Annotated in this window: 8 protein-coding genes; 1 reads left to right on the top strand and 7 read right to left on the bottom strand. The window is 36.6% G+C overall.

Features of this window, described 5'->3' with window-relative positions:
• Positions 1-2: 2 nt before the first annotated feature.
• From G589_RS21145 to G589_RS0109995, 4 genes are read right to left on the bottom strand one after another with little or no spacing between them, the layout of a single operon-like run.
• A complete protein-coding gene (locus G589_RS21145; RefSeq protein ID WP_051192303.1) occupies positions 3-2,087 on the bottom strand; it encodes a glycosyltransferase in 2,085 nt (694 codons plus the stop codon).
• Positions 2,088-2,096: 9 nt separating this feature from the next.
• Positions 2,097-3,014 carry a hypothetical protein gene (locus G589_RS0110005; protein ID WP_026522045.1) on the bottom strand — a complete coding sequence of 306 codons (918 nt, stop codon included), beginning with the start codon at positions 3,012-3,014 and terminating at the stop codon, positions 2,097-2,099.
• A gap of 4 nt (positions 3,015-3,018) precedes the next feature.
• Positions 3,019-3,738, bottom strand: a complete 720-nt coding sequence (locus G589_RS0110000; protein WP_026522044.1) for a CpsD/CapB family tyrosine-protein kinase — start codon at positions 3,736-3,738, stop codon at positions 3,019-3,021.
• Between the two features lie 17 nt (positions 3,739-3,755).
• Positions 3,756-4,466, bottom strand: a complete 711-nt coding sequence (locus G589_RS0109995; protein WP_026522043.1) for a Wzz/FepE/Etk N-terminal domain-containing protein — start codon at positions 4,464-4,466, stop codon at positions 3,756-3,758.
• A gap of 212 nt (positions 4,467-4,678) precedes the next feature.
• Here G589_RS0109995 and G589_RS0109990 point away from each other — a divergent pair, with 212 nt between their 5' ends.
• A complete protein-coding gene (locus G589_RS0109990) occupies positions 4,679-6,046 on the top strand; it encodes an O-antigen ligase family protein (protein WP_026522042.1) in 1,368 nt (455 codons plus the stop codon).
• 22 nt (positions 6,047-6,068) lie between these two features.
• Here G589_RS0109990 and G589_RS0109985 read toward each other — a convergent pair whose 3' ends face one another.
• The 3 genes from G589_RS0109985 to G589_RS0109975 all read right to left on the bottom strand — a co-directional run bounded on the left by G589_RS0109985 (position 6,069) and on the right by G589_RS0109975 (position 13,214).
• Positions 6,069-7,610, bottom strand: coding sequence for a glucosyltransferase domain-containing protein (locus tag G589_RS0109985; protein WP_196811869.1), 1,542 nt, complete (start codon positions 7,608-7,610; stop codon positions 6,069-6,071).
• Positions 7,611-7,667: 57 nt separating this feature from the next.
• A complete protein-coding gene (locus G589_RS0109980) occupies positions 7,668-8,681 on the bottom strand; it encodes an acyltransferase family protein (RefSeq protein WP_026522040.1) in 1,014 nt (337 codons plus the stop codon).
• A gap of 108 nt (positions 8,682-8,789) precedes the next feature.
• Positions 8,790-13,214, bottom strand: coding sequence for a cellulase family glycosylhydrolase (locus G589_RS0109975; protein ID WP_026522039.1), 4,425 nt, complete (start codon positions 13,212-13,214; stop codon positions 8,790-8,792).
• Between the last annotated feature and the right edge of the window lie 93 nt (positions 13,215-13,307).

Genomic DNA, 13,307 nt, shown 5'->3' with positions numbered 1-13,307 from the left:
AATTAGTATCTTATGTACTTCCATGTTAGTAGCGCTAATTTCTTCTTAATACCCATAACGCCCGGTGCAGTCGAAATACATAAGCCCCCTCTGTATTTTTCTAGTAATTCCTTTTTTATCAGCTTATCATCAATATTTCTGTAGGAGTACTTAATCCACTCTAATAGTGAAATCCTACTATGTTCTTCAAGGTCTATCTCACCTTTTTCTCTAAAGAACTCGATTCTATCTGACAAAGCTTCGATAAGATAACAGTATCTTTTATCAAGGTCATTATGTATTATGCTGTCTTCTCTCTGATAATACATATATAGGCAATCCGGCATGTAAGAGACTATTCCGGATTTGTATAAAGGCTTGTATATTGTGGCCTCATCTTCATTTTGAATGCCCACTGGAAAACAGATTCCATCAAATAAAGATCTTTTGTATAGCTTATTCCATGCGACGCTGCAAATATTATTGTTTCGCATCATCTGTACTACACTCTCATGGCCGCTCCATCTTCCGCATTCTGCATTGGTCATAGTTTCTTCAGTTCCATTGCGAACCTTTTTGATTCCACAGCATACTATATCTGCATGATCAATCTTTAACCTGTCGATCATCTTCTCTAAGGTATCTTGCTGAAGATAATCATCACTGTCACAGAAAAAGATATATCGTCCGATTGCATTATCTATTCCTGTATTTCTGGCTCCTGAGAGTCCCATATTACTCTGATGAATGACTCTTATTCTCTTATCAGAAGCTGCATATTCATCACATATACGCCCTGAATTATCAGTTGATCCGTCGTCCACTAATATTATCTCTGTATTAGAATATGTCTGTTCTGTTATTGATTTTATGCATCTGATAAGATAATCTTCAACATTATAGACCGGGACAATAACTGAGATTTTATCTTCTGTAGTAATCTCCTGTGCTTTTATTATCTGGATAAAATTGTTGTAGTAATTCCTGATGTCAAATTCCTTTATACTATGTGCTCTATTATATCCCCTTTCAGATAACGAACGTCTAAGATTAATATCCGATGCAACGTTTATGATTGCACCTGATAAAATATTAACAAACTCGTTTACAAAATCAACCACAAATGCACCATCGCCTACCACTTCAGGTAGTGCACCGGAATTTGTAGTAATTAGCGGAATTCCCTTCGCCATAGTTTCAAGAGCTACTAAACCAAAAGGTTCTTCATCAATTGTAGGCATAACAACAATATCTACTTCGTCATATTTAGAAGACATTTCTTCTGCCGGCAGCTGGTTGATACAGGTTATATTGTCATATATGGATGCCATATTGCGGATTTCTCTTTCATAGTCCCTATCAAAACCAGAGAATCCAACAATATCAAGTTTAAGTTTATCTCTTAGTTCTTTATCAAGTTCTCCATATGCCAGAACCAGCTCTTTTACTCCCTTACCCGGAATAATCCTTCCTACATAGAGTAGTTTTACTGTATCATTATCCTGAATTTCTTTTCTGGTATATTGATCAAGGTCTACTCCGTTGTAAAGGAGCGAAACTATCGCATTTTTATCATATTTATGTATCTGATGCTCTATATATCTGCTGACAGCAATAAACTGTACTCCACTGCGTACCAGTTGTCTTATCTGTTCAGGACTTCGATAGATGTCCACATCGTTGTGCATGTGAAAAAATATCGGAAAATCATAATGCCCATTACAGAGTTCAATAATCCTGCATGCTGTAGACATCATGTTCTCTATAATTACAGCATCATATTCAACAGATTTAATTCTTTCAGTAAACGCATTTGCAATCACGTCGTCCAAAGTTCTGAACGATGCAGTCTTTGATACTGTCCTGTAATACTTATCCAGTACTTTATCTGCCAATCTATCACAGTTACCTGTTCTTATGGGGATAATCTTCGTGTGTAAATAAGCACAATCAGACCCACTATCACAGAAAAGAGTGTATAAATCTATTTCATATCTGTGGTAGCACTCATTATCTTCAATTATCCTGGTTATAAGGCCTTCCACTGCGCCAGCTTTAGTGGCAGGCACCGGAAGCAGACAAGGTGTAATGATTGCAATCCGTTCCATATCAGGTCATCATCTCTTTTTAATATATAAGAATGCTACAATCGCAGCCACAACAGCTGCCAAAAGCGCAATACCCTTTCCTATTGTATTGAGCATTTCATTATTTGTATTGCTGACTAATCCTGACTCGTTTTCTTCGCCAACATTAACGCTATATGTTCCTAGATTCGATTCAACAACTTCACCGTTTAAATCTGTATAGGTAAGTACAATTGAAATATTCTGCTTACCGGATTCAGTGAATATTACATTACAGTCTTTGGTATAAGACTTTCCTGCAGCAATTGCTCCAAGCTCAATATTCTTAGTTGATTCGCTTACATTTCCATTAACAGTTAATACAGCGTCATTAATATTTCCAAGACTGTTATTAACATACCCGATACTTAAAAGAGATTTACCATTAATTGTCGCATGTGCACTTACATCGACACTGCTGACAAAGATACTGGATATGTTCTGAGTAGGAAGTATCATTGTAGCTACATTGGTAATCTTCTTATCATAACTCTCGTACACTATAGTACAAGTCAGATCAATATAGTCTCCTGACAAAACAGAATTGGCAATCATCGGTACTGTTATCTCAGAAGATTTCCCAGCAGATAACTTGCCAATGTAGTACTGATTATCATTACCATAAGTCGGATAGATCATTTCTGAATTGCTGGTAAGTGTGATAATCACACTATTCGCATCCGTGTAGGTATTTGCATTATGAAGCTTTATGTTAATGTCATTGACTTTGCCAGCCTCAATATGCCCATTTTCAATTGAGTAGCTCTCAACTTCCACAACTGAGTTGAAATTTATAGCGCTTTCCTTATCTTCTGTGGCATAAGATACCAATCCGAAATTAGACAGAGCCAATAGCAATGCCATTGTGCAACCAAAACATATTTTAATAAAGCGGTTCAATGTTCTCATATTCTCACTTCCTCTTAGCCTTCTTGCTTTTTTTGATCTTCTTGGCATAACGTTCATTCTGGAAATAATCATAATCCTCATGACAGGCTACATACTGATCCATATCCGTCTTGTTTATGATAGTGCCTATCAGATTCGCATTGACCTCTGTAAGAGTATTAGCTGCTTCTATGAGTCCTTTCTTGGTAGTCTTACCAATTGATGAAACCAGGATGGTAGCATCAACGTTTACAGCAATCACCTTGGCATCAAGCGCAGCATTGATTGCCGGCATATCATAAATAATAAAATCAAATGACTTGGCAAGCTCATCCCTTGCTTCATCCATTTTAGCAGAACATAAGAATCTTACAGGATTATCAATCAGCTCACCACAGGGAATATAGGAAAGATTCTCCGTTGTTGTGTCATATATTACGCTTCCAAGAGCTGATCTGCCCATCAGGTAATCAGAGAGCCCCTCCTTGGCATTTTCATTTAATCTTTTATAATCATTTTTCTTTCTCATATCACCATCTATGAGAACTGTTTTCCATCCCGAATCTGCCAAAGCAGCTGCCAGACTGATTGCAATGGTTGTATTACCATCTCCTGCTTCACATCCACAGATGACAAAACTCTTGTAACCATGCTGTTTTTTGAGAATATGAAGGTTCATAACAGCCTGATCAAAGGCGTCTTTTAGAATAAAACTGTCATTTTTATATATATCTAACGTATTCAATGTTATACCTCCCCGGGTCAATCTTTATAATCAGGAATTATTCCAATAATCGGAATCTGATTTCTGATTGTTGCCTCTCTGATCGTTCTGATCCTCTTGTCCAGAATCTCACATGCAATTACAAACAGACAGGAAAGAACAAATCCCGCAATCATAATTATCAAGCTCTTTTTAATTGCATTATTGCGAGCGTTAAAGGATAAATTTCCCTTCTCAGCACTGTCCAGATTCTTAACCGCATCGGTCTTAAGAATATTTGCCATCTCAATCACATAGGATTCAGCAGCTGCGTCAGCTATCTGTCTTGAAAGCTCAGGATCTGTTGTTGTAACTCTGAAAGAAATGATTGTTGCTGAACTGTTCAGGAAATTTGTAGTAGCAGAACCGCTTGCCTTTGATGATGATCCTACCGACAACGCACTCTGAATATCAGCTGCGTCTATATCACTTCTACCAAGAATAAGTGCAGCTCTCTGGCTTACTTTATAAGATGTTGCAACATCAAGATATGCATTCATAGCAGTAACCGCAGCAGCAGCATCGTTGTAGGAAGTATCTGCAGCAGCATATACTGTAGCAACTGATGTATATCTATCCTCTCCAATATCAAGTGATAATCCTATTCCAACAATCAAAAACAAAACTGTCATGATTGCTATAAATACTTTCCTTCTAATCAGGATTTCCACGCATCTGGATACGTCCAATTCCATCTCGTTTTTATACATTTCTTCTACCTCTCAAAAATTTGCTATATATATAAATCACTTTATATCTATTTAATCAAATCCAATTGATTATAACATTTGCAAAGCCTCGTGTATATTGATAATTGTTTTAAAAATAAACACTATTTATCTTTAATTTAGTAAAAATTGCATATTATAGCAAGCACTCTTTAATTATGCTAATATTTAATTAAAAACTAAGGGGGCTTTCAATGATAGTACTATTATTCACAATAATACTATTATTTCTAAACATATATCTGTTTATCAAAAAGAAATACTTGTATCTTTTCGTGACTTGTATTCTATTCCTTCCGGAATATTACGGAATCGAATTTTCCTACTCACTTCCCATTTTAACAGTTTCACGAATGATGTATATCATTTTTTTCTTTTATGTGTACAAGAATCATAGAAGAAATATCACCTTAAAAGAAATATCGTTTTCAAACATTCCAAAAGAGTACTTTTTCCTGTTGGGATACTTCATACTGAGAATCATCTCAAATCTTTTTTATGTAACAGCCTATGCACAGCCCGTAAAAACGATTCTTGAACTAATCGTAGAACAGTTTTGTTTTCTTGTTTGTATCTATTTGTTGGCTCCAACTAAAAAGGAACTCAACTCACTAATTAAAGTCATCACATATACAGCAGCTGTTTTTTACCTGATTGGAATACTTGAAAGCATCACTTTTCTCAGGCCATTTGACCTGCTATATACAGTATCAAGATATATGCTGAATGATCATTACATCAGACTTGGCTTTCTTCGTTCCACAACGACCTTTGGCCTTGCAAACCTTTATGGAAATATGTGCATTCTTACACTTCCGCTTGTACTTTATATGTACCACAAGACCAGGAGTTTTCGATATACAGTATTTGCAGCCCTGAATTTTATGGCTATTATTCATTCCGGCTGCAGATCAGATATGTTCTTTTTCTTTGTTTTAATTATTGGATATTTAGTTGTTTTCTGCATAGACAAACAGCGTAAAAAAGCTTTCCTTAAAAATATCAGTCTTGCACTGAGTATTGCTTTACTATTTATTATTCTCTCATCGCTTTTTAGTGTTCACTTTAAATACTATTATTCAGGCACAGCCAAATCTCTTTTAAATGAAGTTGGATTTGACTTCGATCTGAATGAAGGAAAACCTGCAGATGTAGAGGGATATGGTTCAAATGCATCAGGTGGTGCTCACTCTCGATTTGTTCAATTCACCGGCGTATATCATGCATTAAAAACAAACCCTTTGTTTGGTCAGGGAGCAGGTGCTGCTGCACGAAAAGAAATCACTGTATTATTTAAAGGAAAATGGGAGCAGATTTCTTCTATCGATGTTGGATATGCTGAAATATTAATCTATGAAGGAATAATTGGTTTATGTGGCTTCATTTCATTATTTGTTTACTTAGTTTTACTTGCTCGCAAAAAAGACCTTTCCGCCATGAGCAGGAGGTTTTCTTTTGCTTTAATTGCAACCTACCTGTTATGCATGTTAAGTTCAGTAAATATGTATCCTTATTTACTTCTGTATGTTGTCATCATATCTAATCAAAAGGAGATCAGCTAACTATTAGCTAATCTCCTCTTTTTTACTGTTCTACTTTATAATCGTCTGACACCTTTACTATTACAACTCCATCTTCCAAAATAATGGAGCCTTCAGCAGGGTAAGCCGGCATATCTTCCAATACTCCGCTGTAGTATATCTTAAGGTATGGATCGTTTTCTACAACATCTAAATTAACTCCAATGTCATCAACCAGTCCTATATATGATTTATGAACTATATCCGGCTTTTTAAGCATTGTTCCAAACTGGGCGTACGTAGATGCCATATCATACAGTTCATTCTTCCTGAACATTACATTCTCAGAAATATTACCAAAGAAAGCGTATTGATAATCACTTGAAATAAGTCCTTTTTCATTCAATGACACCACAATATTATTCATGATGGTGTTTGAAGAATTGCTTCCCTGAGCCATTGCATCGATATCTGTTCCAACAGCATAAACATTGCCGTATAAGAGAAGAATTGCAAATAAGCTAAGTAGCCACTCTCTCTTTATATTTGCTTCTGATAAGAAACAAAGTATAAGTGGAATTACCATCATCATAGGAAAAGTCATCTGAGCCAGAACTCCCACAGAATCCGGTGCCATAACGATGAATATATCAGCTCCAATAGGTAACAGTACAATAAGCAGCAGGTAAAGTATAAGATTCTTTGGAGATTTACGTAGTTTCATGATCCCCACGAGAATCAAAAGGCCAAATACAAGCAATACTACAAATATTCTTATTGGAGAAAAAACATAATTGCCATCGCGAAATTTAAAGTAGGATATCCAATAGCCATATATACGTATCACTGATTTGGGAAGTGATAATATCATCTTAAGGATTGACAGTGAATTAGCCCCGTTATAGTCAGCTGCGCCTACTCCTCTGGCACGAAGGCATAGTTCCCAGGCAATCTTATAAAGGATACATCCCACTGTTCCGCATAATAAAGCCTTTAAAAAGACACTTAACGCTTTCTTGTTATCATCATGATATATATGGTTAATCATCCCCAAAATAATAACAACGCAAAAACATCCTATATTGGCCTGATATAACCCAAGCGCTACTATCAAACAAGCAGTTGCAATTGCAAGATTGAGATATGATTTCTTTTTAGTATCCTCTTCTGCTGTTATAAACCATGCTGCGACAACAGATAACAGAACTGACATTCCAAATGTCGGAGACATATATCTGTATGACAGATAACAGCATACTGTAGTGCTGCACATAACAAGCATGGCAAAAATATAAAACCTGTATCGAGGTTTTTCTCCATGTTTCATTAACATGTTTGTTGCAATATAAACGGCAATTGCAATAAGAAGTAATGTCAACAGCGAATTATAGGGCTCAGCGCCATATCCGTCTCTTGCCTTATCAAGAAACAACCATGCCCAGCGGCCAATAGACAGTTCCCAGTTTCCTGCCTGGTAATATGTTGATGCCCAAAGTCCGTCAATGGAATTAGTCAGTCCTCTGGCAATCAGCGGCAAATAGCATAATGACGATATGATCCATAGGACCAGTATTGGTTTTACTGATTTTTCTATCGTGTTTTCCATGTGCATTATCCCAAACTCCTCAAAATCTATTATGATAGTTTAAAAACATATTAATTATTAACACGCTTTCTTAGAAAATCTAATATATTTCATAGGGTAAACTACGAAATCAAGCGGTTTTAGCTTTTCCATAACAATCATAGCTACTATTGGTCCGGCAAAGCTTATAACTATGCCAGCAACTATATGAACCGCCAGGTTCGTGATCCCTGCTTTTATCAAGACACTTCTTAATGGTGCAGCAAAAATCGTATGCATCAGGAATACCGGCATAGTATATCGTGCAGCAAATCCAAATATTCGATTCTGTTTTCCATCTTTGTACAAATTAAATATAATGCAGAGAATGGAATAACATACGATAAGTCCAAGAACAAATTCCTCCCCCGCAAAGCATATATTCTTTGCAAACAGCAATACACTTCCTAAAATAAATATAATAAGCAGAATTATTCCTACGATGCTGTTCGCCAATTTTATCATTCCATATGCACAAGCCATTCCAAGAATAAACCAGATCCAATTGCTCATTGTATTATCAATGCAGTATATACCGGTTTGAAAGCCTGCTATCACTGCCAATTTACAAAATGCGCTTACAATAATAAAAATTATCATTGTTTTATGGTTTCTTGCAGTAATAGTAATGAGGAATATAAAAAACAAGATGTACAAATACCAGTACGGTGCTGTTGGCTGAACGAACAATGTACCAGGCAAGCTTCCAAGTTCTGTATTAACGGAAGATGAGAATACTTTTTTCAGAAGCCATGTAGCTGTAGAGAAGACAAAATATGGAACTCCCAATGCTATGAATTTTTTTAAGACATTATTGCCCCAGGCCTTGCCTGAATCAATTTGGGAATATTTTTGAAACAGATAACCACTACAAATAAAAAAGAGCGGTACATGAAATGTGTAAATAGTCGAATTAAACCAATTATACAAGCAGCTATTCTGCATCAATCCAGCTTTTACCATTGATTGAAAAAAATGCCCCAGCACCACTAATATACATGCTATTACCTTGACATTATCTACCCATATTTCTCGCTTCCCCAATGTGGACATGATGTTTCTCCCTTTGACTATTTTCACAAAATATAAAGACTTTATGATTATAATACAACATATTTACATGTTAAAGGGGATTAGCTTTAAAAGCTAATCCCCTCTAAATTATCTCCTATTTCGAATTGAACTAATAAGCTTTTTCAGATATTCAGGCTTATTTGCAAGTACCAGCGCTGCTATGAACAGCATTACAACAGCAATCGGTATTGCAGGATTCTCTTCATAAGGTTTCTCACTAAGAGGCGTATCATCTTCTTCGATATCAACAATATCCTCTTCACTCTCAGTCTCTTCGATAATTACTTCTGATTCAGTCTCTTCCTCTTCTTCAGTAATCTCAGATTCAACCTCTACCTCAGTCTCATTCTCTTCTTCAATAATCTCTTCTTCAGGAATCTCTTCCTCAAAACCGAGAATCTCATAGGAAGGATTAGGTGAAGTAGAATTATCTATCAGCGTTTTCACAAACTCGCAATTATCAGGACTTGGTTCAATCTCCCACGAACCTACATTTATAGCGCATTTGTAGAACACATCTGTCGAACTATTTATCGAATCCTCATCAAGGTAAGGCAACTTTAGATTCTCTAAATGATCGCACCAGCTGAACATCAGGTTGATATTACGTGTATTACTCATATCAATGCCTGATAGATCAAGATCTGTCAGACTCTTACATACCGCAAAGGCCTGTGACCAGTTCATTGAATTATCAAAGCTGTTTGATCCAAAATCAATCTCTTCTAATCTTTGGCAATTACTAAATATTTTAGATAGATTAGTTGTATCTGATGCAACAAGTCCCGAGAAATCAACAAATCGCAAAGCTTTAAATCCTTCAAAGAATCCGGCAAGTGATTCCGGAGCAATAATTTCTTCATCCTCTGAAGTAATATATAAAGTCATATCGCCATCTTCGTCGCACAAGAATGCCATTACTCTTTCTGAATCAACTTCTGCGGATACATCCCATTCCTCAACCGAATCATCCGGGAAAAATCCATCATTGCAGAAAACAGCTTTCGTGATAACATTTCTAAACTCATCCTGCCAGAATGCATTTCCATTTGATGCTTCAGTAATCATTGGAAGGCCCTCTGATTCGCTAAGTGGTTTATATCTCCCCTTATTATTTACAGAATAGTTAGAATTCGGATCTGTTGAATGCTCTATCAGCTCTTTTACAAATTTACGATTTTCCTTATATACGTCCAAATCTAATGAATTTGCATTTTTACCAGCTTTATAGAACACATCAGCTACGCTGCTCAATTCCTTTTGTTCTAAATACGGAAGATTTAGGTTCTCCAAATGATTACACCAGCAGAACATAAGATTAATGTTGTTGGCATTTTTCATATCAAGCTCAGACATGTCAAGTTCTGTTAAGCCTGTACAGCCTGAGAATAATTGAGACCAGTTTTTTACATTTTCAAATTTGTTCTTTCCAAAATCGACAGCCTCCAATGAGCTACACCCATTGAACAACTTGCTAATATTAGTGGTTTCAGATGCATCCAGACCTGCAAAATCAACATAATTAAGCTTTTTGAAACCATCGAAGAATCCTGACATTGAGTCAGGTGCAATTATTTCTCCGCCCTCAGAAGAGATGTACAGAGTCTTGTCAGAGCCTTCATTGCACAAATATGCCATTACACCGCCTGCATCTTCTTCAGCAGAAATATCCCACTCCAAGTCTGCCTCATTAGGAACAAAACCATTGTCAGAGAATACAACCTGAGTAATAGTACTCTTAACAGCGTTATCCCAGAAAGCATATCCATTAGATACTTTCATCATATCGGTCGAAACCTTAATAGGCTCAGCTACTTCCTCAGAAGTAGTTTCAACATCAGCAGAAGTTGTTGCCTCCTCTTCCAGTTCCTTAAGATCATCTACAGTAACATTAGCATCAACAACTGCCACGGAAGTATCCTTATCAACTGCCAATGTTTCTAGTGATACATCTTCAAGAGGCACAAGCATAGAGTTATCAACTACTGTATCATCAGTCTTGACAGCATTTTTAAGCGAAATTGACTGATTGACACCGGTTGAATTGTTCAGTAGCGCATAAATGAATTCGTTATTATGCTCAAGTCCCTGAATCATAAGCTCATCCACATTTATACCGCATTTATAAAAAACATCTGTGATAGCCCTTAAGTTTTCAGGCGTAAGGTGTGGCAAACCCAAATATTCCATATTTGCACACCAGGAGAACATAAGATTAATATTAGTTGTATTACCCATGTCGAAACTTGTAAGATCCAGCTCAGATAGATTCTTACATACTCCAAATGCCTGAGACCAGTTTTTTACATTTTCAAACTGATTATCACCCCAATCTACATATTCCAGTGAATTACAACCATAGAACAGCTTTGAGGCATCCACTGTCTCTGCTGTATCTAGACCAGACATGTCGACTGTTCTAAGTTGCTTAAAACCATCAAAATAGCTTGATAAAGATTCCGGCGCAATAACTCCATCAGTAGATGTTATATAAACAGTTTTATCCGGACCTTCATCACACAGATATGCCATTACATCCTTTGAATCAGAGTCTGAAGAACAATCCCATATCTTTTTATAACTATCAGGTGCTTCTCCGGAGTCTTCAAAAACCACACGTGTAACTGTGTCTTTGCATTCGTCAGTCCAAAATGCATATCCGGAAGACGCTTCCATTATTTCACCGGTACCATCACCGGTTGATTGGGTATCACTGATCAAAGCCTGCTTTTCTTCAGGCAGGTCAGATACCTTATATGCATTTTGCAGAGCATAGTCATCATTAACAGCCGTGGAATTCTCTAACAGATCGCTGACATACATTCCATTATCGTCATAAACCTTTACAAGCAGCGAATCACTATTGATACTGCATTTATAAAAAACATCTACATCCTCATTGATGTTATCTTCATATAAATATGGCAGGCTAAGTGTTTCAAGATGATCACACCAACTGAACATCAGATTTATATTGCTGGCGTTTTCAAGATCAAGTTCTGTGAGATCCAAATCGGTAAAACCTTGACAACACGCAAATGATTGTGACCAGTTAGCCACATTGTTAAATGGATCTTCTCCCCATTCGATATCTTCAAGCTTTTTACAATTAAAAAACATGCGTGAAACATTTGTTGTATTGGAAGTATCTATTCCAGAGAAATCAACTTCTTTTAACGAAGAAAATCCTTCAAAGAAACCTTTCATTGAAAGAGGCGCAGTTAACTCGCCATCATTATTAGCGGTTATATATACCACTACGTCGCTGCCTTCTTCACATAGATAAGCCATTACATCCTTGGTTCCGGTCACAACTGAACAGTCCCATTCGTTTTTTACATTTTGGGGTCTAAAACCGCTTTCAGCAAAAACAATTTTGGTTACTCTTGATTTTATGCTGTCGTCCCAAAACGCATAGCCTCTGCTGGCGCCCATTACTTCAGCAACTCCACCTGACCCAGCCTGAAGGCCCTCAAGGAAGTAATGTTTCATAAAATATCCGCTCTCGGATAGAATTTCATCATTCAGCGCAGGATTCCACTGTCCCATTTTTACTACACTACTGTTATAGTTAATATTATTCCAGTAAACATCTGACAAATTGAAGTTTACCCAGCTAATACCATGAGAATCCAGGAATGTCAGCCAGGACTTTGACCTTTCTTCATCAAAACCATCCTGACCGTTTGATTCAGTAGTTCCCCACTCCGATATAAAAACAGGTAACCCATTATTTAAAAATTCCTCTATCTCTCTTAACGCTGTACTGCTAAAGCTGGAAGCAACATACATATGGTGCGTGTATACAACGTTATCATATGGTAATGGTTTTGATATGACTGCCGTCATATTATCATCACCTGAAGTAATCTGGTAAGGAGCAGGTATTCCAATTATCGCGTCTGGACTATTTGCTTTTATTACCGGAATGACCTTCTCTCCATATGCATACAGGGTGTCCCAACTATTATGAAACGGCTCATTTGCTATTTCATACAAAACATTATTACATCCACTGTATCTTTTGCTTAAAGCATCAAAAAAATCTACAGCTGAATCTTCATAATTTGTGAAATCTTCATTTCCCATCCACGTAAACAGTACGTACATACCATTAGCTATAGCCATATCGGCATAGTTTGAAATCGTATTTACGTACTCATTGCGCCATTCATATTGTTCAGGCTTAAGTGTTATTCTGAACAGATTAGCGCCCCACGATGTAACAGTTTTAAAAGTCTGATCTGTATACCATGTAGGCCAATATCTATCAATTCTGGTGGAAGAACCACAACAGAATCCACGAAGCTGCACAGGATTACCGGATCCATCCACAATACTGCTTCCTTCAACATGTAATTTTGAAACTGTTGAAGCAGGTCCTCGTGAACTATTATTTCCTGATGCAGCCTGAACTTGCATAAAAGGGAATAAGCCTAGAGAAAATACAACTGAAATAAGAATAATTGATGGAATAACAACATTTTTAACGATACTTTTGAATTTTAACATACGTACCCTCCTTGGTATAAAATTTCAAGCGGCTACATTTCAAAAGTATCATAATTTCGATGTATGATGTTGTTAAATAATAATAATATTACT

The organism is Butyrivibrio sp. VCB2001 (assembly GCF_000423965.1).
Lineage (GTDB): Bacteria > Bacillota > Clostridia > Lachnospirales > Lachnospiraceae > Butyrivibrio.
The sequence above is the reverse complement of the archived record's forward strand: the minus strand, read 5'-3'. Positions and strand labels throughout refer to the sequence as shown.

Bases quoted from the DNA above. Each gene is read 5' to 3' on its own strand.
- G589_RS0109980 (WP_026522040.1), bottom strand. From the start codon at position 8,681: ATGTCCACATTGGGGAAGCGAGAAATATGGGTAGATAATGTCAAGGTA.
- G589_RS0109995 (WP_026522043.1), bottom strand. From the start codon at position 4,466: ATGTATAAAAACGAGATGGAATTGGACGTATCCAGATGCGTGGAAATC.
- G589_RS0109975 (WP_026522039.1), bottom strand. From the start codon at position 13,214: ATGTTAAAATTCAAAAGTATCGTTAAAAATGTTGTTATTCCATCAATT.
- G589_RS0109985 (WP_196811869.1), bottom strand. From the start codon at position 7,610: ATGGAAAACACGATAGAAAAATCAGTAAAACCAATACTGGTCCTATGG.
- G589_RS0110005 (WP_026522045.1), bottom strand. From the start codon at position 3,014: ATGAGAACATTGAACCGCTTTATTAAAATATGTTTTGGTTGCACAATG.
- G589_RS0109990 (WP_026522042.1), top strand. From the start codon at position 4,679: ATGATAGTACTATTATTCACAATAATACTATTATTTCTAAACATATAT.
- G589_RS21145 (WP_051192303.1), bottom strand. From the start codon at position 2,087: ATGGAACGGATTGCAATCATTACACCTTGTCTGCTTCCGGTGCCTGCC.